This is a genomic window from Micromonospora sp. bgisy143, from assembly GCF_057708145.1.
The window spans coordinates 54848-80689 of the sequence record NZ_JBYIRN010000004.1; the positions used below are offsets into that span (position 1 = coordinate 54848).

The 25842-nt window shown below is 70.4% G+C and carries 25 protein-coding genes, 1 tRNA gene and 1 pseudogene; 15 read left to right on the forward strand and 12 right to left on the reverse strand.

The genetic code is table 11. The features are described from left to right. The first annotated feature begins 31 nt into the window (after positions 1-31). Both AC3EN4_RS08230 and AC3EN4_RS08235 read left to right on the forward strand, forming a co-directional pair. Entirely contained in the window at positions 32-778 is a 747-nt protein-coding gene (locus AC3EN4_RS08230) for a phosphatase PAP2 family protein (RefSeq protein ID WP_435205324.1), read from the forward strand. 11 nt (positions 779-789) lie between these two features. Further along, on the forward strand, positions 790-2028 hold the full coding sequence (locus AC3EN4_RS08235) for an APC family permease (protein ID WP_435205326.1): 1239 nt from the start codon (positions 790-792) through the stop codon (positions 2026-2028). A gap of 426 nt (positions 2029-2454) precedes the next feature. On the opposite strand, the pseudogene AC3EN4_RS08240 reads toward AC3EN4_RS08235, so the two are convergent. Beyond that, a pseudogene (locus AC3EN4_RS08240) lies at positions 2455-3996 on the reverse strand (potassium channel family protein); the annotation flags it as partial. On the opposite strand from AC3EN4_RS08240, the gene AC3EN4_RS08245 reads away from it, so the two are divergent. From AC3EN4_RS08245 to AC3EN4_RS08260, 4 genes are all read left to right on the forward strand, one after another. Continuing rightward, positions 3908-4390, forward strand: a complete 483-nt coding sequence (locus tag AC3EN4_RS08245; RefSeq protein WP_422737200.1) for an MSMEG_6728 family protein — start codon at positions 3908-3910, stop codon at positions 4388-4390. The pseudogene AC3EN4_RS08240 and the gene AC3EN4_RS08245 sit on opposite strands and share 89 nt — an antisense overlap. A gap of 29 nt (positions 4391-4419) precedes the next feature. Beyond that, complete coding sequence (locus tag AC3EN4_RS08250) at positions 4420-5973, forward strand: FAD-dependent oxidoreductase (protein WP_435205327.1); 1554 nt, start codon at positions 4420-4422, stop codon at positions 5971-5973. Between the two features lie 66 nt (positions 5974-6039). Then, the gene (locus tag AC3EN4_RS08255; RefSeq protein WP_435205328.1) at positions 6040-7260 is read left to right on the forward strand and encodes a hypothetical protein; all 1221 of its coding nucleotides are present in this window, start codon (positions 6040-6042) and stop codon (positions 7258-7260) included. 239 nt (positions 7261-7499) lie between these two features. Beyond that, entirely contained in the window at positions 7500-7943 is a 444-nt protein-coding gene (locus AC3EN4_RS08260; protein WP_422737203.1) for an HNH endonuclease, read from the forward strand. A gap of 68 nt (positions 7944-8011) precedes the next feature. On the opposite strand, the gene AC3EN4_RS08265 is transcribed toward AC3EN4_RS08260, so the two are convergent. From AC3EN4_RS08265 to AC3EN4_RS08275, 3 genes are all read right to left on the reverse strand, one after another. After that, a complete protein-coding gene (locus AC3EN4_RS08265; RefSeq protein WP_435205329.1) occupies positions 8012-9715 on the reverse strand; it encodes a serine/threonine-protein kinase in 1704 nt (567 codons plus the stop codon). A gap of 76 nt (positions 9716-9791) precedes the next feature. Then, positions 9792-10364 (reverse strand): hypothetical protein, encoded by a 573-nt coding sequence (locus AC3EN4_RS08270; protein WP_435205330.1) that lies wholly within the window; start codon positions 10362-10364, stop codon positions 9792-9794. A gap of 391 nt (positions 10365-10755) precedes the next feature. Beyond that, complete coding sequence (locus tag AC3EN4_RS08275; protein WP_435205331.1) at positions 10756-11013, reverse strand: hypothetical protein; 258 nt, start codon at positions 11011-11013, stop codon at positions 10756-10758. A 116-nt stretch (positions 11014-11129) separates the two neighbouring features. Between AC3EN4_RS08275 and AC3EN4_RS08280 the strand changes: the two genes are divergently transcribed. After that, entirely contained in the window at positions 11130-11351 is a 222-nt protein-coding gene (locus tag AC3EN4_RS08280; protein WP_435205332.1) for a helix-turn-helix transcriptional regulator, read from the forward strand. 127 nt (positions 11352-11478) lie between these two features. On the opposite strand, the gene AC3EN4_RS08285 is transcribed toward AC3EN4_RS08280, so the two are convergent. Both AC3EN4_RS08285 and AC3EN4_RS08290 read right to left on the reverse strand, forming a co-directional pair. After that, on the reverse strand, positions 11479-12246 hold the full coding sequence (locus tag AC3EN4_RS08285) for an enoyl-CoA hydratase/isomerase family protein (protein WP_435205333.1): 768 nt from the start codon (positions 12244-12246) through the stop codon (positions 11479-11481). 112 nt (positions 12247-12358) lie between these two features. Next, a complete protein-coding gene (locus AC3EN4_RS08290; protein ID WP_435205334.1) occupies positions 12359-14746 on the reverse strand; it encodes a M4 family metallopeptidase in 2388 nt (795 codons plus the stop codon). Between the two features lie 168 nt (positions 14747-14914). Between AC3EN4_RS08290 and AC3EN4_RS08295 the strand changes: the two genes are divergently transcribed. Beyond that, on the forward strand, positions 14915-15490 hold the full coding sequence (locus AC3EN4_RS08295; RefSeq protein WP_435205336.1) for a hypothetical protein: 576 nt from the start codon (positions 14915-14917) through the stop codon (positions 15488-15490). A gap of 7 nt (positions 15491-15497) precedes the next feature. On the opposite strand, the gene AC3EN4_RS08300 is transcribed toward AC3EN4_RS08295, so the two are convergent. The 4 genes from AC3EN4_RS08300 to AC3EN4_RS08315 all read right to left on the reverse strand — a co-directional run bounded on the left by AC3EN4_RS08300 (position 15498) and on the right by AC3EN4_RS08315 (position 18127). Continuing rightward, the gene (locus tag AC3EN4_RS08300; protein ID WP_435205338.1) at positions 15498-16148 is read right to left on the reverse strand and encodes a histidine phosphatase family protein; all 651 of its coding nucleotides are present in this window, start codon (positions 16146-16148) and stop codon (positions 15498-15500) included. Positions 16149-16216: 68 nt separating this feature from the next. Further along, positions 16217-16636, reverse strand: coding sequence for a VOC family protein (locus AC3EN4_RS08305; RefSeq protein WP_422737212.1), 420 nt, complete (start codon positions 16634-16636; stop codon positions 16217-16219). A 34-nt stretch (positions 16637-16670) separates the two neighbouring features. Then, positions 16671-17072: a helix-turn-helix domain-containing protein gene (locus AC3EN4_RS08310; RefSeq protein ID WP_422737213.1), complete on the reverse strand. Its 402-nt coding sequence runs from the start codon at positions 17070-17072 to the stop codon at positions 16671-16673. Further along, positions 17069-18127, reverse strand: a complete 1059-nt coding sequence (locus AC3EN4_RS08315) for a hypothetical protein (RefSeq protein ID WP_435205339.1) — start codon at positions 18125-18127, stop codon at positions 17069-17071. The genes AC3EN4_RS08310 and AC3EN4_RS08315 overlap by 4 nt, the downstream gene beginning before the upstream one ends. Before the next feature lie 138 nt (positions 18128-18265). Between AC3EN4_RS08315 and AC3EN4_RS08320 the strand changes: the two genes are divergently transcribed. The 5 genes from AC3EN4_RS08320 to AC3EN4_RS08340 all read left to right on the forward strand — a co-directional run bounded on the left by AC3EN4_RS08320 (position 18266) and on the right by AC3EN4_RS08340 (position 22416). Further along, positions 18266-19048 (forward strand): methyltransferase domain-containing protein, encoded by a 783-nt coding sequence (locus AC3EN4_RS08320; protein ID WP_435205341.1) that lies wholly within the window; start codon positions 18266-18268, stop codon positions 19046-19048. Positions 19049-19289: 241 nt separating this feature from the next. Beyond that, a complete protein-coding gene (locus AC3EN4_RS08325) occupies positions 19290-19559 on the forward strand; it encodes a hypothetical protein (RefSeq protein WP_435205343.1) in 270 nt (89 codons plus the stop codon). A 156-nt stretch (positions 19560-19715) separates the two neighbouring features. After that, positions 19716-20156 (forward strand): hypothetical protein, encoded by a 441-nt coding sequence (locus AC3EN4_RS08330; protein ID WP_435205344.1) that lies wholly within the window; start codon positions 19716-19718, stop codon positions 20154-20156. After that, positions 20153-20773: a hypothetical protein gene (locus tag AC3EN4_RS08335; RefSeq protein ID WP_435205345.1), complete on the forward strand. Its 621-nt coding sequence runs from the start codon at positions 20153-20155 to the stop codon at positions 20771-20773. Before AC3EN4_RS08330 ends, AC3EN4_RS08335 begins: the two co-directional genes overlap by 4 nt. 1166 nt (positions 20774-21939) lie before the next feature. Continuing rightward, entirely contained in the window at positions 21940-22416 is a 477-nt protein-coding gene (locus tag AC3EN4_RS08340) for a DUF488 domain-containing protein (protein WP_435205347.1), read from the forward strand. On the opposite strand, the gene AC3EN4_RS08345 is transcribed toward AC3EN4_RS08340, so the two are convergent. Further along, positions 22382-23224 carry a hypothetical protein gene (locus tag AC3EN4_RS08345; protein WP_435205348.1) on the reverse strand — a complete coding sequence of 281 codons (843 nt, stop codon included), beginning with the start codon at positions 23222-23224 and terminating at the stop codon, positions 22382-22384. The genes AC3EN4_RS08340 and AC3EN4_RS08345 overlap by 35 nt on opposite strands. A gap of 314 nt (positions 23225-23538) precedes the next feature. Between AC3EN4_RS08345 and AC3EN4_RS08350 the strand changes: the two genes are divergently transcribed. Next, positions 23539-24288 (forward strand): NYN domain-containing protein, encoded by a 750-nt coding sequence (locus tag AC3EN4_RS08350; protein WP_435205349.1) that lies wholly within the window; start codon positions 23539-23541, stop codon positions 24286-24288. Between the two features lie 1007 nt (positions 24289-25295). Then, complete coding sequence (locus tag AC3EN4_RS08355) at positions 25296-25592, forward strand: tyrosine-type recombinase/integrase (RefSeq protein WP_435205350.1); 297 nt, start codon at positions 25296-25298, stop codon at positions 25590-25592. A 61-nt stretch (positions 25593-25653) separates the two neighbouring features. Here the strand turns inward: AC3EN4_RS08355 and AC3EN4_RS08360 are convergent. Further along, positions 25654-25730, reverse strand: a tRNA-Thr gene (locus AC3EN4_RS08360). Positions 25731-25842: the final 112 nt, after the last annotated feature.

Consider the following 25842-nt stretch of genomic DNA (forward strand, 5'->3'; position numbering starts at 1 on the left):
CGGCCGCGCGCCGGGCCGGTAGCGTGGTCGCGTGCTCAAACCCACGGGTGTACGACGTGACCTGCGGCTACGGCCCGTCCGCCCGGCCGGCTGGTGGTTCGACGCCCTGCTGCTGGCCGGTTTCGGGGCGGTGACCCTGGCGCTCGCCAACGGGGCGTTGCTCGGGCTGGACCTCGCCGTCCGGGAGTGGGCCTACGCCCATCACCCGGCACCGGTCTACTGGACGGCGCGGGTGTTGAACTTCCTCGGGCAGGGCGGCTGGCTGCTGATGCCGATCGCCGGGGCGCTCGGCCTGGCCGTCGCGTGGCGGTCCCGCACGGTGCGACCACTGCTGCTGCTGGCGGCGGCGTTCGTGCTGTTGTACCTGACGGTCGGCCCGCTGAAGGTCGTGACCGATCGGGCCGCGCCCAGCTCGGACCTGCCGCCGAGTGAGTCCGTACGGATCTTCAACGACCTGCCGCCCACCGAGTACGACCTCTCCTATCCGTCGGGGCACGTCGCCAACGCGATCGTCTGGTACGGGGTGATCGCCGTGCTGCTGACCGCGCTCACGGCCGGGCGACTGCATCCGAACGTGTACCGCCTGATCCGATTCGCACCGCCGGCGATCCTGCTGGTCACCACGACATACCTGAACTTCCACTGGCTCACCGACGGCGTCGCGGCCCTGCTGCTCGGGCTCTTCCTGGATCGGCTGCTGCACCGGGTGCCGTGGGACGATCTGCCGCTCCCCGGTCGGTTACGTGAATGGGACCGCCCGTTCACGTCGTACACCTAGGGTTTCGGCTCGTGGATCAACTGGCGCGGCGGCTGGGCGTACCCGATGCGGTTGTCATCGGGTTGGGCTCGATGCTCGGCGCGGGCGTCTTCGTGGTCTTCGCCCCGGCCGCGGCGGCGGCCGGCGGCGCCGGCCTGCTGCCCGCGCTGGTGCTCGCCGGCTTCGTTGCCTTCTGCAACGCGACCAGCTCCGCGCGGCTGGCGGCCCGCTACCCGGAGTCCGGCGGGACCTACGTGTACGGGCGGGAACGCCTCGGCCCGCTGGCGGGATTCGTGGCGGGCTGGGGGTTCGTGGTCGGCAAGACGGCGAGCTGCGCGGCGATGGCGCTGACCATCGGGGCGTACCTGTGGCCGGGGCAGACCCGGCTGGTCGCCGTCGGCGCGGTGCTCGCGGTGACCGCCGTGAACCTGCGCGGCATCGGTAAGACGGCCACCGCCACGAAGGCCCTCGTCGCGCTGGTGCTCGCCGTGCTGACCCTCGTCGCGGTCGTCGGACTGGTGGGCGGGCCGGTGCACCTCGACCGGCTGACCGAGACCGGCGGCTCCGCGCGGGGTGTGCTCACCGCCGCCGGGTTGCTGTTCTTCGCCTTCGCCGGGTACGCGCGGATCGCCACGCTCGGCGAGGAGGTCCGCGCCCCGGAGCGGACCATCCCCCGGGCGGTGCCGCTGGCGCTCGGGGCGGTGCTGGCGATCTACCTGGTGCTGGCCGTGATCACGCTCGGCGTGCTGGGCGCCGACCGGCTGGCCGGATCGGCAGCGCCCCTGGTCGACGTGGTGACCACCGCCGGGCTGCCCGGCCTGGCCTGGGTGGTCCGGGCCGGGGCGACCATCGCCGTCGTCGGGGTGCTGCTCTCCCTGGTCGCCGGGGTCGGCCGGACCACGCTCGCCATGGCCCGCCGACGCGACCTGCCCGGCACGCTGGCCGCCGTGCACCCGGTACGCCGGGTACCGCACCGCGCCGAACTGGCGGTCGCCGCCGTGGTGATCGTGGTGGTGCTGCTCGGCGACGTACGGCACGCGATCGGCTTCTCGAGCTGCACGGTGCTGGTGTACTACGCGATCACCAACGCGGCGGCGCTCACCCTCGGGCGGGAGCCGGGGCGACGGCTACCGGTGCAGGTGCTCGCCGGGCTCGGGCTGGTCGGCTGCCTGCTGCTCGCGCTCAACCTGCCGCTGGGCAGCGTCCTCGCCGGCCTCGCCGTACTCGCCGCCGGCGCGGTGTGGCACGGCCTGCGGCAGCGGGGTCGATGACAGATCCCCCGGGCGCGGCACCGAACTGATCGCGGGCGGGGCGCACTGGCGGGTCAGCCAGTCCAGGCCGCGCCGGCGGGCGACAACCGTCAGTCGGTCGCCCGCGAAGATCACCTGGCGGGGGTCGAGGTCCTTCCACCAGATCGTCTTGCCGCCGCCGGCCGGGGTCCGGGCGATCAGCCGGACCTGGCCGTCCCGGTTGACCGTGTCCAGCGGCCGGCCGTCCAACTCGGAGCCGGCGGCGACCGGCACCTCGGCGACCGGCAGCGCGTGCCGGTCGACCGGGATGGTGGTGATGACCGCGCGTTCGGTGAGCGCGCCGATGAAGGCCGGCGCCGCCAGGTAGGAGACCGATCGGGACACCCCGAGCGCGAAGGTCTCCTCCACCCGTTCGGCGAAGTCGCCGTCGAAGAGCCGCAGCACCACCCGCAGGTCGTCGCGGAGATCGCGGGCGGCCAGGGCCGCCTCCAGGTTGGCGACGTCGTCGGTGGACGCCACCACCAGCGCCTGACAGTTCGCCACCGACGCGGCGGCCAGGGTCTCGGGCAGCGCGGCGTCGCCGACGACCAGCGGCACCTCCAACTGGCGGGCCAGGGCCGCGCCCCGTGGCGCCGGGTCCTTGTCGATCGCCACGACCTCGACGTCGTACTCGCGGAGTTGGGCCATCACCCGGGTGCCGACGTTGCCGAGGCCGATCACCACGACGTGCCCGGCGCGCTCCGGTTGCAGCAGACCGGTGTGCAGGGCGAGCCGGGCGTTGACGATGCCGTCCACCACCACCGCGGTGATCAGCGGGATCAGCGCCAGCCCGGCCAGGTTGAGCACCACCTGCATGATCTGGGCGTCGGCGGCCTTGCCGGTGTCCGGGTCGGCGCCGCTGAGCGTGGTGACAAGCGTCAGGTACAGCGCCTCCAACGGCGAGACGTGCTCGGCGCGGGAGATCAGCGCGCCGAGCACCGCGATCACCGCGAGCACCAGCATCACCGCGATGCCGATCTTGCGGGTGGCGAAGCCGCGTACGGCCCGCACCAGCACCGCGACGGGACGGCGGCGACGTCTGGCCCGGACCAGCCGCCGCGCGGCGACCTCGGTGCCCGGCGGCTGGCCGGTCGCCTCGGCGAGCACCAGGTCCGCGCCGGCCTGCTCGGCGGGCAGCAACTCCATCCCCTGTCGCCCGTCGGGGCGGGCCAGCGCGCACACCACGTCCTGCGTCCGGACGTCGGCCCGCCGTGCCACCCGCAGCGTCTTGTCCCGGTGCTGGAACGAGCTGGGGTCGACCTCGCCGAGCGCGGCGGCCACGAACGCCGGGGCGGCCATCTCGGCGTCGGAGAGCACCTCGACGGGTGCCTTGATCAGCTTGCGGACCCCGTCGGCGAGGGTGCCGTTGAACATCCGCAGCACCTGCCGTACGCGCTGGTCGACGGCCTGTGCGCAGAGCGCGGCGTGCAGGTTGCCCACGTCGTCCTGGTGCAGCAGGGCCAGCCCGGTCGCGCCGGCCAACCCGGCGGTCTCGAAGGTCGCCACGTCGAGGCGTTCCGAGCGGATCACGCGAACGCCACGCAGGCTCGCCACGTCCGGGCCGGTGCTGCGGTAGCGCTCCGGCACCACGACGGTCACCCGTGCGCCGCCCACGGGCAGGTCGGATTCGAGCAGCGCGCGGGCCACGTAGTAGGCGAGGGCGTCCCGGCCGCAGATCACGTAGTGCGGACGCGGGTCGCCGGCGGAGCGGAGCCGCCAGTTCCACTCGACCGCCCGTCGCGCCCGGTCCCGCCACGGCTCCGCCATGCCCGGATCGTAACCAGCACGATCACCCTGGGCGACCCCGCCCGGATCGTCCCCGGGCAGGCATGCCGACCGGGGCCGTGGGTAGAGCACTGCCATGCAGACCTTCCTCCCGTACCCGGACTTTCTGGCCAGCGCCCGCGCGCTGGACCAGAAGCGGCTGGGCAAGCAGCGGGTGGAGGCCATCCAGGTGCTGCGCGGGCTCACCTGGCCGGGGTACGGGTGGCGCAACCACCCGGCCGTGAAGATGTGGGCCGGGTACGAGGAGGCGCTGACCCGGTACGGGCTGGACATGTGCGCGGTGTGGACCGAGCCGGGCCGGGCGGACACCTGCGCCACGACGCTGACCGTCGACCTCGCCGCCGCCTGCGGCGGTGGTGTCGTCCGCACCCAGGACGAACTGGCCCGCGCCGGTGACCTGCCGCCCTGGCTGGGCCGTGCCGACCTGCACCTGAGCCACCGCTCCTCGCTGCTGCGCAAGGACCCGACGCACTACGGCCCGATCTTCGGCACCGACACGCCGGACGACCTGGAGTACGTGTGGCCCGCGTCCGACCGGGCGCGGCGCTGCCTGCCGTAGCAGACTGGCGGCAGACGAGGGAGGTGCCCGTGGCGCTGTCGCGTGTGGTGGGTCGGCTCATCGGCGTACACCAGCATGAGGTGGACCCCGGCGGTGGCGGCGCCGACCGCGTGCCGCGACCGGTCGCGGCGGTCGTCGTCGGTGCGGGCATCGCCGGCATGTCGGCGGCGGTGGTCCTCGCCGAGCGGGGCGTGAACGTGACCGTGCTGGAGGCCGCGCCGACCATCGGTGGACGACTGGGTGCCTGGCCGGAGGCCCTGCCCGACGGGGAGCAGCAGAACGAGCACGGCTTCCACGCGTTCTTCCGGCAGTACTACAACTGGCGGTCCATCCTCCGTCGTGTCGAGCCGGACCTGGGCTTTCTCAAACCGATCCCGGGCTATCCGATCCTGAGCGCGACGTGGCCGACGGAGGAGTTCGGCAGGCTGCCTCCCGCGCCACCGGCGAACCTGCTCGCGCTGCTGCTGCGCAGTCCCAGCCTGCGCCTGGGTGACCTGCGGTCGATGGACCGGGACGCGGCGTTGCCGCTGCTCACCTACGATCCGGTCCGCACCTACGCCGAACTGGACGACACCACCGCCGACGAGTTGCTGGCCTCGCTGCGGCTGCCGGACCGGGCCCGGGCGATGCTGTTCGAGGTCTTCTCCCACTCGTTCTTCAACCACGAGGCGGAGATGTCGGCGGCCGAGATGGTCGCCCAGTTCCACTTCTACCTGCTGGGCAATCCGGAAGGGCTGGCCTTCGACTGCCCGGACGAGGACTACGCGACGGCGATCTGGCAGCCGCTGACCCGGCACGTCGAGAAGCACGGCGGTCGGGTGTTGACCCGCTCCGGCGCGACGGGGGTGCACCGCGACGGCGACGGCTGGCGGGTGACGACCACCGACGGCGGCGACCACCGGGCGGCCCACGTGGTGCTGGCCGTCGACCCGCCAGCGCTCGCCGCGCTGGTGGCGGCCTCCCCCGACCTGGTCGCGCGGGCACCGGAGCTGGCCGGGCGGATGCCGCGCTTCGGCCGGCCCGGCCCGCCGTACGCGGTGGCGCGGTACTGGTGTGACGGCGACGTCGCCGCCGACCGGGCGGTGTTCAGCGGGGTGTCCCGACAGCCCACTCTGGACTCGGTGACGCTGTACCACCGGTTGGAGAACGAGCCGCGGCGCTGGGCGCGTCGGACCGGCGGTTCGGTCGTCGAGTTGCACGCGTACGCCTGCGAGCCTGGCGTGCCGGCCGAGGAGTTGGCCGAACGGATGCGCCGCGAGCTGGTGGCGCTCTGGCCGGAGGCCGCCGCCCTGCGGGTCCGGGAGCTGCGCGCCCGAGTGGAGGCGCAGGCGCCCGCGTTCACGCCGGGCAGCCACGCGTGGCGTCCGGGGGTGCGCACCGAGGCGCCCGGGGTCTATCTGGCCGGCGACGGGATCGCCACGGACTTCCCGAGCGCCCTGATGGAACGCTCCGCGGCCACCGGGATCCTCGCGGCGAACCACATCCTGCGGGCCCAGGGCGCCGCGACCGAGCCGGTGCGCTCGGTCCGCCCGCGCGGCCTGCTGGCCGGGCGGGCCACCCCAAACCGACAAAAAGCAACATAACCGACGGTACGCTGCCGTACGCTCGATTGATCAACCGTCGATCGACCGGGCGGGAGGGCAGCGGCGATGTCACCACTGCACCGCGCCGGCGCAGCGGACGTACGACCGGCCGAGGAGGCCGCCCGGGACGACGCGTACCCGCTGATCCGTGACGAGCGCGCCTGCGTCGTCACCGCCCTGCGGCTGGGCTGGTGGATGGCGGACGCCTACCACCACGGGCAGCACGCCGAGCCGGGGCCGGCCACGCCCGTCCACCCACCGGCCAAGCTGTCCAACCTGACCGAGATGTCACTGCCCCGCCGGATGCGGATGTACCTCGACGGCGTCGACGTCGCGCTGGCCCAGATCTCCGCGCTGACCCGGCACACCGGATCGCTGCCCGACACGTCCGCGGCCCGCACGCGGCTACCCGACCTGGACCGCCTTCCCGATCTGGAACGGCCGGGCCTGGTCGACACCGAACCGCTGCTGCTCGCCCTCGACGACCTCAATGTGGACGTGTTGCGCTGGGCGATGGCCACCAACCTGCGGGTCGGGCTGGCCTACCGGCTGGGCCGGTCCCTGGCCGACACGGTCCGACCCGGCGACGCCGACCAACTGCTGCGCCGCTTCGACGGCCGACAAATCCAGATCAGCCGCTGGTTGGACGAGTTGGCGAGTGTGCTGCCGCCGTACTCGGCCGCGGTGGTCCGCCGCTCGCTGGCCGCCTGGGCGGTGGCCGTGGAACGCGCCGGCCGGGGTGATCCGGCCGAACCGGAGCCCGCCGAACTGAGCCGCGAACTGCGGAACCAGGGTGACCTGTGGCGCGGCGTGCTCACCGGCGGCCTGCACCCGCGTGACCTGCTCGACGAGGAGGACTACGCGGTGGTCGCCCGGAACCTGATCATCCGGGACCGACGGCTGGTCGCCCAGGCCGCCCGGGGCATCTTCTGGCCGGTGCTGGTGCCGCTGCTGGTGGTGCTCTTCGCGCTGGTCGGGGTGAGCGCCGCCGCAGCGGCGGGTTCGCCGACCACGCGGGCCGCCGTGGCCCTGCTCGGCCTGGGCGCCGGGCTGGCGGCCATCTGGCGCTCCGTCTCCGGTCCCGCGCTGGCGGTCGCCGGCGAGGTCAACCGGCCACTGTTGGACAGCGAACTCACCGCGCGGATGGCGCTGCGGCTGGACCGCCCGCTGGCCAACGCCCGCCGCACGACGGCTGGCACTCCGCGCACCCGGCGTCAGCGTGCTCCTGAGGAGCCGGACGACCGATCGAAATACGTTGCCCCCCTCTCCCGTGCGGACCTACCGTGATCGCGCAAGGTCAACCACCACCGCGGGAGCAGCTCATGACGATGTCGCACGTCACCACCGTGCCCTCGTCGCTGCTGTCCCGGGGCGGTTGTCTGCTGCTCGCCGGCCGCGGTTGGCCGGCGGAACACCCCCGGGCGGGCCGGCCCGACTGACGCGTACCCGTACGCGTCGAGCCGCCCGTCCGCACGTCGGACCGGGCGGCTCTTCGCTGTCCGTCGCCACTGTCGAAAGGAGTCCCGGTGGACGCCGTCCTCGTCGTCAACGCCGACCTCGGCCCGTTGCACCGGGTCACCGTCCAACACGCCGTCCGGATGCTCTGCCGACGGGTGGCCGAGATCCACGAGGCGGAGCCGGATCGGGTGATCGGCGTCTTCCCGCTGCCCCGGGTGGTGCGGCTGGTCCGCTACGTGGTCACCCGGTGGCGGTTCAACTCCGGGCCGGCCTGGTCCCGGGCCGGGGTGCTGCGCCGCGACGACCGCTGCTGCGCGTACTGCGGCGGCCCGGCCTCGACCATCGACCACATCCTGCCGCGTTCCCGGGGTGGCCGGAACACGTGGCGAAACACCACCGCCGCCTGCTACGGCTGCAACCAGCGCAAGGGTGACCGGACTCCGGCGGAGGCGGGCATGCCGCTGCGCCGCGAGCCGGTGAACCCCGGCTGGTCGGCGCTCGCCGGGCGGTGACCGACCGGCCGGCGGGAACGGGGGGCCGCGTCCGGGGTACGCCCCGGCGCGGCACCCGTCGGCCCCGGTCAGACGTCGCGCTCGGTGACCTTCGGCTTCGGCCGACCGGCGGCGCAGTGGACCCGGATCTCGCTGCGGTGCTCGGGTGCGGTCAACTCGACCGTGACCTGCTTAGCCGGCCCCGCGTCGTACGGCTCCACCTGGTAACCGGCCGCCGGAGTGACCGTGAGCAGTTCGGCCGACGCCCCGACACAGCGGACGGTGACGGTGCCGCCCTCGGCGCGCACGGTCACCCCCGGGGACTCGGCGGGCGGGGAGGCGGTCGTGGGCGCGGCCGTCGGCGCGAGGGTCGGCGAGGGCTGACCCGGGGCCGACGGGCGACCCGGGCCGGCACCGGGACCGGGGCGGGAAGCGGCCGACGTGGCCGGGGCCGTCGGGTCCGCGGGCGGAGGCACAATCGACGGTTCCGGCTGCGCGACGGTCTCCGGCAGGCCCACGGTCGTGGTGTCACCCGTTCCGATCCCGGTTCGCGGGGTCGTTCCGTCGTGCAGCCGCGTGCCGTAGTCGCCGAGCGAGCCGGCCACCGCCACCGCGGCGATCACCGCGCCGCCGACCACCAGCGCCACCCGTTGCCGACGCCAGGACCGTCGCCGGGACGCGCCGGAACCAGCCCGGTTCACGCCGTCGGTGTCCCGGGCCGACGCGCCGTCCCCCACCTGCGGGTCCTCACCCGCGGCGGCCTCACGCTCCGGGGCCACACCCGCGGCCTTCGCCGCTCCGACGTCACCGGCGATGCCCTCACCAGCCCGGCCCGAGCGGGCAGGGGGCGGGCCGGCGGCGACCGCCCTGTCTGCGGCGACCCCCCTGTCCCCCGCGCCCGCCCCGGCAGCAGCGCCCAGGCCGGACGCGGCGGCCGGCCCGGAAGCCGCAGCCGACCCGGACGCGACGGTTTCGCCGGCCAGCCCGGAGACGACCGTGAGCAGGATGCGGGCCACCTCGGCCGCCGGAGGGCGGTCGTCGGGGTTGCGGGCCAGACACCAGTGGTAGAGCCGGTGGACCTCGGCGGGCACCCGGGCGATCTCGGGTAGCGGGTCCGGATCGACGTGCACGTGGGCGCGGAGCATCCCGGTCTGCGTCTCGGCGGCCCACGGCAGCCGACCGGTGAGCGTCCGGTGCAGGAGCAGACCGAGCGCGTACACGTCGGAGGCCGGCAGGACCTCGCCGGCCGCCAGTCGCTCCGGGGCGAGGTACGCGGGCGTACCGAGCAGCCGGCCGTCGAAGTCGATCTCGGAGTCACCGGCGGCAGCCGCGATCCCGAAGTCGAGCACCTTCGCGCCGGTGGGCGTGAGCATCACATTGCCCGGCTTGACGTCCCGGTGCACCAGCCCCTGGGCGTGCGCCGCCGAGATGGCCGACGCCACCTCGGCGCAGACCCGCAGCGCGGCGCGTGGCGGCAACGGCCCGGCGGCCAGCCGTCTTTCGAGGGTGTCGCCGTTGAGCAGTTCCAGCACCACGAACGGCACCTGGACACCGTCGAGCCGCGACTCGCCGAAGTCGTAGACGTTTGTGACGTGCGGGTGCGACAACCGGGCCGCCGCCTTGGCCTCGGCCCGGATCCGCTGGCGGGCGTTCGGATCCGAGGCGACGAGCACCTTCACCGCCACGTCGCGTTCGAGCACCTCGTCGTACGCCCGGTACACCGCCGACATGCCGCCGCTGCCGAGACGCTCCAGGAGCCGGTAGCGGCCCGCAAGCAACTGATCACGCTGCACGACCGACAGACTGCCGTACGACTCAGGATCAGCACCACCCGGGATCGAGGTTTCGCAATGGGTGGAACCGGCGCGACTACAGGTCCGGATGAGTTCGTAGAAACACCTCGACCCGACGCGAACCGTGGATCGTGAACACGTACAGCCAGATGGCCAGCGAGGCCAGGAGCGCGAAGGCCACGGTGAAGAACGACGCGAAACTCAGGAACGCCTGCCCCACACTCATGATCATGACGCCGACCAGGATTGTCGAAGACCGGCGCTGCTCGATCATCGCTCGCGCGGTATCCCCGAGCAGAACGACGTCCTCATCCGGCACCGGATCGTCTCGTCGCACCTGTCGGCTCAGGTCCCAGCGTCGGGACCAACTCAATCGCCGCAACGTCGACGTACGGTCGGCGCGGGAGCCGCGACGGCGCACCAGCCAGACGAGGGTGACGATCTCGATCACGAGCCCGGCGAGCAACAGGGATCCACCGAGGTTGGTCGCCCACGACGGCGGGTCACCGTCGAAGACACCCGTGTTTTCGCTGCCCAGTGCCACGCCCACCGTCAGCGCCCCGCACAAGCCTGCCAGCAGCAGGAGCCACCGGATGCGGTGGTGTGGCTTCCGTCCCGCCCGGTTCGAAGGCGTCACCGATTCGTCCACGGTGGCCCCCTCGTCGCCGACACGCCGCGAGTTACCCATCGACGGGTCTGGCTGAAACGCGCCTAGCCCTTGGCGGGAGGCCGCCGATCGAAGCCAGGGGATCGGGGTTGGTCGTCGCGGGAGCGACCCGGATTGCGGGACCGGTTCAGGGCGAGTTGGCGAGCGAAGCCCATAAAACGGCCGTACAGCTCGACGGGGTCGGGTGGGGCTGGCAGAAGGCGAGCCAGATCGACGCTCGCCTCGCACAGGCACGAGGCCATGTCGAGCGTGAGGAGTCTCGGCTCGTCGGCATAGTCGGCGGTCAACTCGGCCTGAGCCTCCTCGCACGGCCAGTTCCGGGCGCACGCCGCGCATCCCCACAGCGGCCGGATCGGGGCGTGCCGTTGGCCGCTCACCGCCGCACCCCTCGGTACCGGGACGGCGACCGCCAGCTCACCCGACGCAGGGACGGCTGACCGTAGATGACCGAGTTGACCATCCCGAAGATCACCCCGGGGGCCCGCTGGGCCCGGTCCAGGTCCCCGGCGATGCGTGCGATGGCGGCCAGACGACCGCGGGCGTCGAACAGTTCCCGTCGGGCCGCCCACAACGACCCCTCCAGCCGGCACACCCGCTCACGCAGCCGCTCCAACTCCTGATCCTGATCCACGCCAACCTCCCACCTGCCTCACCTCGACCTTCCCGTCAACATAGACCCGTTCACGTAGGCGGGACAACAGGTACGCGTACGAGTTTACGGGTCTGCACGATCGTACCGTCGAAGGCGTGACCGAGCAGACAGGCCCAGGCGAACTCGTCGCAGCCGGCGAGATCTTGACGATGCTCGGCGTGAGCAGGTCGAGGTTCCGGGAGATCCAGCGGCATCCCGCGTTCCCGCGTCCGTATGCAGTGCTGACTGTCGGTTCGATCTGGCTCAAGGCTGATGTGGAGAGGTACATCGCCGAGCATCGGCGCCCTCGCCTCGCCGACGGCGACGAAGAGGCATAGGCGTAGGGCAGCCGGGTTGGGGCGACCTCGATCGACTCGGGTTGCATGAAATTGGGGTGTCCCAGCGCACGGGACACCGCGCTTTCCTGGAAGCCGAGTGGATCAAGGAAGCCGAGAGCGACGGGCTTCAGCGCTCGGTCGGCGCCCGCCAGGCGAAGCGGGGCGTACGGCGCTCGGTCATGGCGGCCACGCCCTCGCGGGCCTCGCCGGTGTCCGCGACCTTCCGGTGCCACCAGGCGATCCGGGCCGGTCCGGCGCGGTCGTCGACGATCTCCTTGGCGGCGGCGACGCTCAGCGGTGACCGCTTGGCGATCGTCGCGGTGAGCTCGTCCACCCGCTCGGCGAGACGGTCGCCCGGCAGCACCTCGTCGACCAGGCCGATCCGCAGCGCGCGTTCGGCGTCGATCAGCTCGGCGGTGAACAGCAGGTGCTTCGCCGCCGACGGGCCGACCAGCCGGGCCAGCCGGCGGGTCGTCGGCGCCGGGTAGACCAGCCCGAGCCGGGCCGGGGGTACGCCGAAGCGGGCGTCCTCCGACGCTATCCGCAGGTCACAGGCGACCGCGAGCTGCGTGCCGCCCCCGACGCAGGCGCCCCGGATCGCGGCGATCGTCGGCTTGGCGAAGTGCGCCAACCGCTCCTCGGCGGCGACCGCGATACTGGTGTCGCCGGCGTCCAGCAGCTCGGCCAGATCACCCAGGTCGGCACCCGCGCAGAAGGCGTCGCCCGCGCCGGTGAGCACCAGGGCCCGTACGTCGGGGTCGGGTTCCAGTCGGTCGAGCAGTTCGGGGAGCTGCCGCCACATGGCCGCCGTCATCGCGTTCCGGCGGGCCGGGTTGTGGATGACGACGGTCGCCACCGGTCCGGCAACCGCGACGGTCAACTCCGCGTCCGACACGCAGGCCCCTCTCTCCACGCCATCCGAGCCGATCCAAGACTGCCAGAGCGGCCCGGACGCGAACCCGGCGACCACCGTTTCGGTGGCCGCCGGGTCCCGGGTGTCGGTCAGGTCAGGAGACGTTGACCGCCGTGTCGTCGACCACGAAGGACGTCTGGAGCGAGGAGTCCTCGGTGCCGGTGAACTTCAGGGTGACGGTCTGGCCGGCGTACCCGGCCAGCGAGAAGGACTTCTGGCTGTAGCCGGAGGCCTTGTTCAGGTTGGAGTAGGTCGCCAGCGTGGCCAGCACCGTCCCGCCCGAGTTGAGCACCTGCACGTTGAGCTTGTCGTACGCGGTGCTGGTGGTGGTCTCGGCCGAGTCGATGTGCAGCCAGAAGCTCAGCGTGTACGACGAGCAGCCCGCCGGCAGGGCCACCGACTGGGCGAGCGTGTCGGTGTGGGTGCTGCCGTACCCGTCCAGCCAGGCCTTGTACGACCCACCGTGTGCCGCCTGACCGCTGGAGTTGGTGATCACTCCGGAGCTGGCGGTCCAGCCGGTCGAGCCAGACTCGAAGCCGGGGTTGGCCAGCTTCTGGCCCGGGGAGGTGCAGCCGCCGCCGGTGCCGTTCACGGTCAGCGTGTAGGTGGCGGTACGGGTGACCGAACCCGCGCCGTTCACGGTGACCGAGTAGGTGCCCGGTGGGGTGCTCGCGGAGGTGCTGATGGTGAGGGTGGACGACCCACCCGAGGTCACCGAAGCGGGGCTGAACGCGGCGCTCGCACCGCTGGGCAGGCCGGACGCGGAGAACGTCACGGTCTGCGCCGAGCCGCTCGTGGTGGCGGTCGACACGGTGGTGGAGACCGCGCTGCCCGGGTTCACCGAGCCGGCGGTCGGCGACAGCGACACGGAGAAGTCGTTGCCGGTGGAGCAGGGCGCGTCGTTGCCGGCGACGTTGACCGCCGTCCAGGCGGCCTGCACGGCCTTGTACTCGGCCGAGCAGCTGCCGTACAGGTCCGTGGCCGCCCGCAGGCTGTACGCGCGGGCGGTGTTCGCCGGGTTGCTGGTGTTGACGTACGACGTGTTGGAGGTGAAGTACACGTCCAGCGCCCGGTACCAGATCTTCTCCGCCTTGGCGCGGCCGATGCCGGTCACCGCCGGGGCGGAGCCGCAGACCGGCGAGGTGCCGTACGACGTCGCGCCGGTGCCCTCGGCGAGGTTGAAGAAGAAGTGGTTGCCGACACCGGAGGAGTAGTGCACGTCCTTGTTCTTCGTGCTGGTGGACCAGCAGGAGTCGGACGCGCCGTCCAGCGACGGGTTGTACATGTAGCGCAGCGGCGTACCATTGCCATTGATGTTGATCTTCTCGCCGACCTGGTAGTCACCCGGGTCGCTCGGGGCGGCGGCGTAGAACTCCACCATGTTGCCGAAGATGTCGCTGGTCGACTCGTTGAGGCCGCCGGACTCACCGGAGTAGACCAGGCCGGCCAGCGCCTCGGTGACACCGTGGCTCATCTCGTGCCCGGCCACGTCCAGGGCGACCAGCGGGCGGGCGTTGCTCGACCCGTCGCCGTAGGTCATCTGGGCGCCGTCCCAGAAGGCGTTGACGTAGTTGTTGCCGTAGTGGACCCGGCTCGGCACACCCTGGCCGTTGCCGAAAATCCCGTTGCGGCCGTGGACGTTCTTGAAGTAGTCGAACGTCTTGGCCGCGCCGAAGTGCGCGTCCACCGCTGCGGACTGCCGGCTGGAGGTGGTGCCGGTGCCCCACGCGTTGTCCGCGTCGGTGAACGTGGTGCAGGACGACGTGCCGTTGTTCATGTCGCAGGTACGGCCGTTGCCGCGCACCGGGTCGACCATCTGGTACGTGCTGCCGGAGAGCGTCGTGTCGATGCTCACCGTGCCGGTGTAGAGGCCCTGGCCGCTGCCGGTGACCGACTCGATCTCGTCGTACGAGCCGACGGTCGCGCCGGAGGTGGCGTCGGTGATGACGTGCAGCCGCGACGGCGTCTGCCCGTCCGGCTGCCAGCCGCTGACCACCGTCTCCCAGGCCAGTCGGCCCTTGCCCGAGCTGGCGTCGACGAACAGTTCGGGAGCGCCCACGGTCTCGGCCTTGCCGGTGAACCCGGCGCGGGCCGTCTTCTTCGCCGCGTCCGCGCTGACCCGGGGCGTGGTGAGGAGGGTCAGCGGTGCGGCGAGTCCGACCGAACTGCCGGCGTAGGTGCCGTTCGGCGCGGTGTGGATGACGAAGTCACCGCCGTACACCCGCAGCCCCTGGTAGGTGCGGGTGTAGCGGGTGTGCGCCGCGCCGGAGGCGTCCAACCGGGTGCTCTGCACCTGGTAGGACTCGGCGCTGGAACCCTGGACCGCGCCGGGGTTCGTTCGCAGGACGGTCGCCGCTCGGGCCGCGGCGGAGGCGTCCGGCGCGGGAGCGGGAGGTGCGGCGGCGTGCGCCGCGGTGGCGACGCAGGTCAACAGGCCACTGGTGAGCAGCGCTGCGCTGACGGCCGCGAGGGGTCGTTTCACGTGCCCTCCTGGAAGGAGAAAGGGTGTGACGGGGGTAGTCACGCATGTAGATATAGCGATGCGTTGACGAAAAGAGAAGCCTTGGACCGCTCCCAGACATTGAGACTGGCCGAACGGATGAGTGCCTTGACAAGGGAACCAACGCCCGCCCTGGCACGTCCGACGGACATGAGACCCGCCTCGACGACCGGCGTCACCATCGCGCTCCTGGCCGCCCTGCTGGCCGGCTGCACCGGCACCGACCGGACCGCCACCCCCACCGACCTGCCCCCGGGCGCCGGCGTGACCGCGGGCCCGGACCTCTCGAACATCCCCGCGCCGAGCGGACTCGTCCCGAGTGGCCCGCTCCCCAGCGGTCCCGTCCCGAGCGGTCCCGTCCCGAGCGGTCCGCAGGCCGACGACCGGGCCCGCGTCGCGCTGTTCCGCTCCGGCGGGTTCGCCGGGCGCGGCGACAACATCACCGTCGAGCCGGACGGGCGGTGGACGGTGGTGGACCGGGCCGGCGGCCGTCGTACCGGCAAACTCGGCACCGCCGACCTGGGCCGGCTGCACGGCCTGGCCGCCGACCCCCGGCTGGGCGCCGAGGCCCGTCGCACGGCCACCACGTCGAGCTGCGCCGACGCGTTCAGCTACCGCCTCACCGTCGGAACCGTCGAGACCGGGTACGTCGACTGTCCCGCCGATCCCGCACCGCCGCCCGCCACCCGGGCACTTGTCGAGCTGCTGCTGAAGGTCACCGCCTGAGGTCGGATCAGACCAGGTAGTCCGGAGGAAGACCGGTGCCGCGCAGCTCGGGCGGCAGGTGCGCCACGTCGTTGACGGCGATCAGGTTCGGCGGCCCGGCCGGGCCGTACCGGATGACGGTCAGCCCGGCGTTGTGGTGGTTCAAGCCGAGCCAGCGCCGCTCGGGCGCGTCGAGGGCGTGCCGGACCAGCCAGGCGATCAGGAAGGTGTGCGTCACCACCAGCTCGCGGACCGGCTCGCCCACGGCCGCCGCGTCGTCCGGGGCGACCGGCCCGGTGAAGCGCCGCACGGCCTCCGCCGTCACGCGCGGCCCGTCGGCCCGCTCGGCCGCCGAGAAGCCGGCCAGGAATTCGGCGTACGCCGACGGCAGGCCGGTCGGGTCGGTGTCGTGCGGGAGGTGGTCACCGGCCAGCTCGGTGGCGTACACCGGAACGTCGGGCAGTGCCGCGGCGACCAGCTCGGCGGTCTGCGCGGCCCGGCGCAGCGGCCCGTGGTGGACGGCCGCGAACGACCGGCCCCGCAGTCGTTCGCCGAGCAGCGCCGCCTGTCGCCGGCCGCGCTCGGACAGGCCGGTGTCCGGCTCGGTCGAGCCCGGACCGGTGTGCCCGGTGAGGTCCTGCTCGGCGTGTCGGGTCAGGTACAGCAGCCGCGTTCGCATGCCGTACACCCCAACACGCCGGAGGGCGCGGTGCCGGCCCGCGCCCTCCGGGTGTTTTGATCTTGTTATTACGCCCGGGGGAACATCTGGCCGATCCGGATCTTGTTGCCGAACGGGTCCCGGATGCCGAAGTCGATCCCGTACGGCCGCTCGGTCGGCTCGTCGGTGATCTCGACGCCCTTCGCCACCAGCTCCTCGTGGGTCTTGTGGGCGTCGTCGGTGGTCATGAAGAGGTACCCGCCCAGGGCACCTTTGGTGAGCAGCTCCCGCACCTGCTCGGCCGTCGCCGGGTCCAACGCCGGCGGGCCGGGCTTCTCCAACAGGATCTCGCGCTCCGGGTCGCCGGGCAGGTTGACCGTCAGCCAGCGCATGAAGCCAAGGTCCTGATCGGTGTTGACCTCCATGCCGAGCTTGTTCACGTAGAAGTCGAGCGCCTCGTCCTGGTCGAGGACGAAAATCTGGGAGCGGCTGATCGCGTTCATCGTCATGCCACGACCGTAAAGGGTGGCCCTGACCTGCTGCTTATCCAAAACTGCTGGGACGCGTCCACGCCTTGGTGAAGCAGGACGGCACGTTGCCGGCGGCGACGCGGCGACGCCGGAACTCCGAGGGCGAATCACCGACGATCTGCCGGAATGTCCGACTGAACGTGCCCAGACTGCCGAAGCCGACCGCGTAGCAGATGTCCGTGACGTCCCGGTCGGTCTCCACCAGCAGCGTCATGGCCCGCTCCACCCGGCGGCGTTGCAGGTAGCGGTGCGGCGTCTCCCCGAAGGTCGCCCGGAACGTCCGGATGAAGTGCGCCTCGGAGACGTGCGCGATCCGGGCCAGCGCCGGGATGTCCAGCGGCTCGGCGTACGCCCGGTCCATCGCGTCCCGGGCGCGCAGCATCGCCCGGTTGGACTCCTCCACCGCCCGACTCACCGCGGACCCCCGGGCGGCAGGACCGGCGTCTGCGTCACGTCCTGGTCGCGCAGTTTGGCGTAGACGACCTCGGACGTGAACCCGCCGATGAACCCGATGGCCAGCACGAAGAAGACCAACTGCCGCGCCGAGCCACCGTCGAGCAGATCCGGGTTGGTGCTGAGCTGCGCCGCCACGAACAGCAGGAAGGCGATGACACCGGCGGCCGAACCCAACGCCGCCGCCCGCAGCCAGTTGCCGCTGCCGTCGTACGCGTTGCGCACGATCGCGCCCCATACCGACGCGAACATCGGCGCGGCCACCAGGACCGCGACGTGCTGCCACCCACCGGCCGGCGCGGCGTACGCCAGCGGGATCGTGGCCAGCGCGAGCAGCAGCAGGACCAGCGCGGTGACCAGGCCCGCCACCGTACGCCGACCGGCGGCACCCTCAGCCTCCCGCGCGGCGCGTTCCTCATCCGCGCGACGCCGCACCTGGGCGCAGAGCGCGGTGACGATCGGCCCGGCCGCTCCCGGCTGCCAGGGTCGGGCCAGCAACGCCACCTCCTCCTCGGTGGCGACGCCACGCTCGTTGGTGAGTCGTTGCCACGTCTTCTCCGCGCCACCGCCGAACGCCGCCACGGCCGCGACCGGGACACGACGGGACAGGCCGATCAGCCCGGCGACGAACGTGGATCGTCCGCCGCCCACCAGCAGCAGCGCGTCGGCCATCAGCAGCGAGCGGTAGAAGCTGACCTCCCAGTCGTCGGTCGACTCGGGCACGACGGTGAACAACTCCGGGTGCCGCTGAGCCTCCTCGAAGTCCACGTCCTGCTGGTACCGGCCACGGACCAGGATCGACCCGGGCACCGCCCGACCGGAGCCCACGTAACCCCGCACCACGTCCCGTTCCACGAAGTCGGGATCGTTGGAGTACACGACGATGCGGCAGCCCTGCCTCGCAAGCTCCGCACCCAGCTCGGCCGCCGCCGCGGGAGCGGCCTCCGGATCGCGTACGACGGGCGAGTAGGAGCGGTTGACCTGGGCGCTGCCGGCGATCGCGACGAGCGGGCTCATGCGACTCCCTCGACGGTCGGTGATACCCGAACTATAGGAGTGGCTGCCCATCGGTTGCCCGTACCGGCCACGCAGCCAGGGTGCGCCGGAGATCCTGAGCCCCCGGCCGCGATCGAACCGGCGACTAGGCTGTCGCTCGTGCACGGGTTCACCGACGTCGACAGCCAGGCGAACCCGGAGTCGTGGGTCGGCGTGCTGGACCGCCTCGGTGCGGAGCCCTTCTACCAGGGATACCAGCAGCGAGTCCGTGAGCTGCTCCGCCCAACGCCCGGCGGTCGCTTCGTCGACGTCGGCGCTGGCACCGGGGCGAGCGCAGCCCGGCTGGGAGATCAGCACCGGGTCAGCGTGGTGACGGTGGACCACGCGCTGACGATGGCTGCCGCCATGCGGGCCCGCGGCCTGACCCAGAGCACCGTCGCCGACGCTCATCACCTGCCGTTCCCCACCAACTCGTTCGACGGGGCCTGGGCCGATCGCACCCTGCAACACCTCGCCCATCCCCAGGCAGCGATCGGCGAACTCATCAGGGTTGTCCGGCCGGGTGGCCGCGTCGTCCTCGCCGACCCCGACTACGACACTCAGGTCCTCGACATCGCCGACCAGAGCCTGGCTCGGCGCGTGCTGACGTTCCGGGCTGATGTCCTCCTGCGCAACGGCAGCCTGGCGCACCAACACGGCGGCCTCCTCGCCGCGCACGGCCTGGTCGACGTGACCATCAAACCCCGAACGCTGCTGGTGCGGGACCCCACCGCCGTCGACAACGTCCTCGGTCTCCGCAGTTGGGCTGCCACCGCCGCTCAACGGGGCGTACTCACCCTGGCCGAAGCTCGTGCCTTCGAGGAGCAGTTCGACGAGGCCGTTCTGGCACAACGGTTCACCTACGCGGTCACGTTCTTCCTCACCGCCGCGACGGTCAGCTGAGACGACGGCACCCAGACCCGAAACGCCTGCCCGCCTGCTTCCGGACCGGCTATATCGTTGTTGCGGCGCGGCCCGGAGTGCGAGTCATGGACGCCTGCAAGGCAGCGGCGGAAGGTAGGTTTCCGCCGGTCAGACGAGGCATCGTCTGAGTACCGGGATTACATCCCTCCGGGCCAAACCCCCCGCGAGACCGCCGGCCGCCGGATCACCCACCTCAGCCATGGCCGGCACAATGACAGCCGTGACGATCGACCAACCCGGAGACATCAACCCAGGGGATATCTACGAGGACTGCTCCTTTCACCCCGTCCTATGCACCCACAACGACGGCGAAGTGCTCATGGGCATCTCCCTGATCGACGCCACCGCACCACGAACGTGCGATCTCAAACACTGCGGCGTCATCAAGCTCTCCATCGACGACGTCAACGCCGCACGCGCCGACTGGCCGGCATACCTGGTGCGACGCACCGCGGAATTCGAAGCCGAATACGACAAGCCGGCTACCTGACCCTCCATCGGCGTAGACCAGAAGTAACCACAAGATCGTTCAGCTGGCTGTCGGCTGGCCGCCAACCCGCCGCTTGACGGAGCTGGGCGTGCCGTCACATGTCGTCCAGGCCATCGCCCGGCATGCCTTGATCTCCTGGCCGATACTCTCCGCCCCATGGTCCTGCTGGCTAGGCGCACTCGACGCCGCCTGCTCCTGGCGCTCACGTCAGTGGCCTGCGTGCTGATGTGCTGCGGAATCTTCACCTGGCAGGGCGAGTTGCACCAACGACAGGACCGGAGCAAGGCCACGGCCGCCCTGACCACGTACCTGGAGCGGGTTCAGGCCGCCGATTACCACGCGGCCTACCAGCAGCTCTGCGTGGACGTGCTACCGGAGTACACCGAGTCGGACCACGCCGCGTTCCTTCGCGAGCAGCGACCGTTCGTATCGTTCTCCCTCGGCGAGCCGAGGGAGTCCACCGGCATCGACGGCACCTACCTGACCTTCCCGGTCACCCTGGCCTACCCCGACGAAACGACCGGCGTCGTGCGGCTGGCGGTGGGCCTGGAGACGAGCGGCCCCAAGGTGTGTGATGGCTTCGATTGGTTGCGGTGATCGACCACATCAGGCGCGGACCGGCGCGACGTCATGACGCCGAGCGCTGGCTGTTGCGCCGGCAGCGAAGGGGCCTCATGAGTTACGACCTTGAGTGGGCTGATCTGCCCGAACCTGCGTCGACCGCTCGGTCGCGCTTGGAAACGTGCTCCGATCTGGGGGATCTGTGCGTGCACTCTCCTGCATGCCTGAGCGAGTACGAGACGCATGCGGCTGCCTATCAGTTCCATCTGAACATCGCCGGCATGGCCCTTTGCCGCGACGGTATGCGCCGTACGGGCATGACCTACCAAGCAACCCCCCGGCCCTTCCCCGCCTGCCCGTTCGAGGACATCGACGACTGGCAGTCTGCCGATCAGAGCCGGCGCGACGCCTACAACGAGGTCGAACGGGCGGCCTCCGCCCAGGTGGTCCCTCAAATGGTGGGCATCCCAGAGTTCAAGTTCACGAGCAACGGTCCATGGCGGGTAGGAGCGAGGGAGATCGAGGAAGCGCTCGACCGCTATGAGGCTTCGCCTCCGCAGCTGCGTGCAGAGCTGGAGGGGGATGACCTGTGGGCGGCCTGGCTTGACTGGCTGAGACAAACCGTCAGCCGTGGCGGCTTCACCGTGAGCTGACCTGCCGTCATCCCCAGATGTCCAACCGGACGTAGGAAGCCGTGCCGTTCCGCACTGCCTGTCAACCGGCCGACTCGTGCCAGCGCCCTTGAGAAAAGCCTTGTGGATATGGAGCCCCCGGCCGGGATCGAACCGGCGACATCTCGCTTACAAGTTCTGGGCGCTCCGTCCAGGCCGGTCCGTCCGTGTCTCTGGCCTCGACCGACAATCCGCGCTTGTTCGGATTGCTCCGCCCACGTCTGGTCGTGTTGCTGTCATCGTTGCTGTCGGCAGCAGTGGTGCTAGCGGAGAAGACAGCTCCCCTAGAAGTTCGTGAGCGTGACGGACACTCCCGGCTCTGCCACATCCAGCTCGGCTCGGACAAGGCTGATGAAGTGCCTACGTCCTTGTGCGAGCGAGTCGCGCAACGCTTCATGTTTCCCGTCAGGTTGCATCTTGCTGGCGTCAGCGAAGTCTCTGAGTTCAGCAAGGAGCGCCTGTGCCGCCCCAGCGACGGGAACTGACGCCAGGAGGTGCACCTCCTGGTGCCGGACGGTCAGGTCATCCACCAGCTCGCGCCACCGTAAGTCGTAGGCCCCATCTTGAGGGCTCGACCGGATATGACGGTAGAGGGCATAGACGGCGGCTAAGAAGCTGGCGTAGACATGTCGTCTCTCCGCGTGCCAATGCCGCTGGTCTTCACGTCTGTTGCGCGCTCGTTCCAGCCTGATCGCAACGAGTTGGGCAACCGCTACACCCCCAAGCCCAAAGAGCCCGGCTAGCAGGGCAGTCCCCCACCATGGCGCTTCCGTCATGCAGCTACGCTATGAGGGTTGCGCAAGGTATCCAGTTCACGAACTACAGGTAAGCCTCGGCCATCTCCGCCGGCCAGCGGATCGGTCACGCCTTATGACCTGGGTAGATCTCGACGCCACTGATCGTCGTTCGTTACTACTGTCTGGCGGCCGACGGCCTGGCGACGGCCTGACACCCGCTGCTCCGGTAAGCCCTCGGATGGATGCCGGAACGGGCGATGGCTGAGGCCGGCGTCCGGCAATCGGCCTGGCGCCTCTCTTGCTATACGGCGAGGTTTTGGCTCTGAGCCGTGGCAGGCTGGCGCTGGGCGGCAAGACCGCAGAGAATGCCAAAAGTCGTCGCTACTGCGGGAAGCATGGCAGGGTTCGGGGATGAGTAGCCAGACACTTGCGCAGCCAACCGGTTTGATCGGGGTTGGCTACCAGGGGCACGATATCGCCAGTTTTGTGGACGATTTGAGGGCTGAGCAGGTCAGTCGACTCGTGGATGTACGACTGACGCCCATATCGCGTAAGGCTGGATTCAGCAAGACCGCCTTGACTCGCGCGCTTGCCGCCGCAGGCATCACGTATGAACACAGGCCCGAGTTGGGTAACCCCAAGAGCAATCGAGCCGGCTTCGCCGGCTCGCTGGCTGAGCTCACCGAGGCACGCCATGTCTTCGCCTCGCTACTAAGTCAGCCGGCGGCCGCAAGTGCGGTCGACGTCTTGGCCGCCGCTGGAGCCGCGGAGCGCGTGGCGGTGTTGTGCTTCGAGGCTGACCAGCATCGCTGCCACCGAGACTTGGTGCTTGCTGAGGCCGCACGACGGTCAGTCACCGCTCGGGGTAGTAGACGCCCAGAACGCTGAAGACGTTCCGTCGCTTGGCCTGGTTCCCGACATAGAAGGCGACCTCGCGCTTCGGCGCGCACATCATGTCGAGGAACTTTTTCCTCAGCTCGTTACGGGCTTCCTCGTCTGTGCAGTGACGCAAGTGTCTCTGGAGAGCCACGAACTCCCAGTCCAACAAGCCCTGCTCATGCCCCCGGCATTGCTTGTCCCAGCATCGGTACCGGTAGGCGCCACGGAACCTGGGAGCTTCGAGTGGTGTCCGGTCCTGGTCGGCGAGAAGGTCGAGCTGGTTGACGTAGGCGTCAATCTTCCGCTGTTCCTCTCTGGACCAACCGTCATGTCGAGTGATCTTCAGGTCATCGACTTCACGTGGCTGCACTAAGGCCAAGGACTGGCTGTCCGCCGCGCTGCGAGCAACCTGATTGAGGCGGCACATCGAATGTTCGACGTACGGGTCCAACCACGCGCGGCGCTGTCGCCACGGGGGGAGATGCCTCTCCTTCACAAGGCTGCCCATCAGCGGCCGCCAACTCTCGCGGCGCTGGTCGCCGCCTCGTGCCGGGATAGCATCGACGTGAACTATGTCGTACTTGTCGAACTTCTCCCTTGAGTCTAGGTATCGGAAGTTGACCGGATAGAGCCGGACCCATCCTGGCCGCTCAAGGTCCGCCCGTATCCCTGCCACACACACCGTCTCCCCGTACTTTTCAGAAGGGTTGGGCGCCGCCTTGACGGTTATGAGGACCGGGAGCCTTACAACTGCATCGCTGGCCGGCTTTGGATCTACGCCCTCGCCGGACGGGCCAAAGAAGGACAGTTGAGTCACGTGCTACCCCCAGGCCCATGTGTGCTCGATGGTCCTGCATCGATGTCATCACACACTGTCGCCCGGCGGAAGCTCTGAGTCGTCGCATAGTCGCCGTTGGCCGCACGGGCAAGCAAGTAGAACGAACTCGCCTGGCTGAGCCACCGGGCCACGCGTTGAACTGAAGTGCCAAATGGGCGTTCCGCCCGCTTGAGTCGGATACCTCCGCGCGGTGACCGTCTGCTTGGCGCTTCGCCTTAGCCGCGTCGACCCCTCACACGGGCACGGGCGCAGGCGGGCCAGCCGTCGCTGCTTGTTGCTGGTAGCGTTCGCCGGTGCGCGTTGGTGTGTATGTCGATGGATACAACCTCTACTACGGCGCTCGAAGGCTATGCGGCCAAGGGACGCCGGGTTGGCGATGGCTTGACATCCGGGCTCTGGCAGGGCGCTTATTGGCCGGCGTACCAAGTTGGACGGGCGCTACGGTCCACCGGATCGTCTATTGCACTGCTGTCATCGACGCCGCCAGCAACCCGTCGGGCTTTGTCGATCAAGATATCTACCTCAAAGCGTTGGTGGCCTCATCGAGCGTCGACCTTATCGAGTACGGCAGCTACGTCTCTCGGGTGAAGTACGCTCCGCTCGCAGTGAAGGCCCCAAGCCGAAGCGCAGGCCCTCAGCTCGTGACGTCGCAGTGGCCGATCATGGTTCAGGACGCGCAGGGCAACCAGGTGCCTAACGCCACGTTCATGGTGTCGTACGCCCACAGGGAGGAGAAGGGCTCGGACGTCAACGTGGCTTCGCACCTTTTGGTTGATGTACTCACATCTCAGGTAGATGCAGCCCTGGTGATCTCTAACGACAGCGATCTGAAGTTCCCTGTGTCATACGCTAGGTCAAAGGTGCCCGTCGGGACCGTCAACCCGTCGCCAAACTACCTGGCAGGGGCGCTTAAGGGACAGCGCGGCGATGGGGTGGGCAGCCACTGGTGGAAGCAACTTACCGCCGCCGACTTCCAAGCCTGTCAGCTGAGTGACCCTGTGGCGAGCCCTGCGGGGACCTACGCGCGCCCTTCTGGCTGGTAGAGCTTGATTGCATGGTTCGGTTGCAAGCCTGCATAAGCTGCGCTACAGTTCATCGCATATACCACCCGGTTCCCCTAGAGGGGCCGGGTTTTCTTTTGCCCGAACTTGCCGCGTCAGCAAACGCGTCCCACGTCAGCGCATGGACATGCAACGGCAGCGCTGCGGAGTCGACGTTGCCGCGTCGGTCACTCAGTCCTGGGAACGTCATAGAAGGCTAGGCACGGCGAAAGGCAGCGCCCACTACGCTGAGGCCGCCCGTTGGGTGGCAAGCATCGCGTAGCGACGGCCTCAGCGTAGTGGGCCTGTCAAGTCGACGACAACTGGCCGCACTAGGCTCCGGCACTCGTGACCGGCATAGCTAGCCGGAGCCTAGTGCGGCCAGTTGTCCGTTTTGAGCGACACGCCGGACATTTCTGTGGCATAAGTCACACACTCGCCTACTTAGCCTGCCATCCCGTCTGCCGTCGACCCGCCCCCTGGGGAGCGGGCCTCCGCCCGGCCCGCCATGTCAAGCGGACCTTGACGCAAGTTCGGACGCTGGCGGGTCGGGTGGTGGTGCGCTCGGCTCGCCCGGGTCGCCGGCTGCCGTGATGGCCGACCGCAACCACCCACGGACCGCGACACGCCGGCGCAGCCCTGGCCATGCTGGAGCCGGAGCACCCCCGCCGGAGGGGCGCCCTAACCGCAACCCCGCGACTGCCGCCAGCTCGCCGACGGCCGGCGTGCTTCCCTACGCCGCGCCGGCTTGTGGCCGCGCGGCCCGGCCGGCTGCCGGCCCACCCTCACCGGTAAACGCCCCTGTCGTTCTGCGGCGGCCCCTTGGGCTTGTCGCTTCCGCGCCAGCCGCCGGGCGTGTTGCGTGGCCGGAGTCGGAGCGCCAGCGGAGCGACGGACGCGCGCCCAGGAGGCGGCGCGTGCGGCCCGTTCAGGGCCGCCTTGAAGACGTACAGAAAGTTTGAACCACTTCGCCGGCAGCTCGGCCGACCCGAAGATCCAACCGACAGACCGTGCGACGGGTACGGCGGCTCAAGTGGCGTGGCGCGTGTCTCAAAGCGTCGCGGGAGCCTACGAACCTCAGCCGCTCGTTCGCTCGGCTCCCGGAGACCGCCGGTCTGCCTGGTGTCCGCCTGCACGACCTACGGCACACCGTGGTCTCGTTGTTGATGGAGTTGGGTGTACCGCCGCACGTCGTGCAGGCCATCGCTCGGCATGCCGATGTGAAGATCACGCTCAAGGTCTACGCTCACGCCAACCTCGACGCGATGCGTCAGGCGCTCGGCAAGCTCGATGGGAAGCTCTCATGAGTGCCGTTGCTGTCAATCGGTCGCCCCGTGGCAGGGCCCATCGGGAAAAGCCTTGTGGATATGGAGCCCCCGGCCGGGATCGAACCGGCGACATCTCGCTTACAAGGCGAGTGCTCTGGCCAGCTGAGCTACAGGGGCGCGTGTGTCGAGGCCAGCATAGCGACTGACGTCCGGATATCCCGCTCGCGAGGGCTCCCGAGCACGGGAAACGTCAACAACCCGACGGCCGACGCCGCATCGTGATGTCGAT

Coding starts and splice junctions, on each gene's coding strand:
- AC3EN4_RS08255 (WP_435205328.1), top strand. CDS start 6,040: ATGTCACCACTGCACCGCGCCGGCGCAGCGGACGTACGACCGGCCGAG.
- AC3EN4_RS08305 (WP_422737212.1), bottom strand. CDS start 16,636: ATGACGATGAACGCGATCAGCCGCTCCCAGATTTTCGTCCTCGACCAG.
- AC3EN4_RS08340 (WP_435205347.1), top strand. CDS start 21,940: ATGAGTAGCCAGACACTTGCGCAGCCAACCGGTTTGATCGGGGTTGGC.
- AC3EN4_RS08315 (WP_435205339.1), bottom strand. CDS start 18,127: ATGAGCCCGCTCGTCGCGATCGCCGGCAGCGCCCAGGTCAACCGCTCC.
- AC3EN4_RS08300 (WP_435205338.1), bottom strand. CDS start 16,148: ATGCGAACGCGGCTGCTGTACCTGACCCGACACGCCGAGCAGGACCTC.
- AC3EN4_RS08295 (WP_435205336.1), top strand. CDS start 14,915: ATGAGACCCGCCTCGACGACCGGCGTCACCATCGCGCTCCTGGCCGCC.
- AC3EN4_RS08330 (WP_435205344.1), top strand. CDS start 19,716: ATGGTCCTGCTGGCTAGGCGCACTCGACGCCGCCTGCTCCTGGCGCTC.
- AC3EN4_RS08245 (WP_422737200.1), top strand. CDS start 3,908: ATGCAGACCTTCCTCCCGTACCCGGACTTTCTGGCCAGCGCCCGCGCG.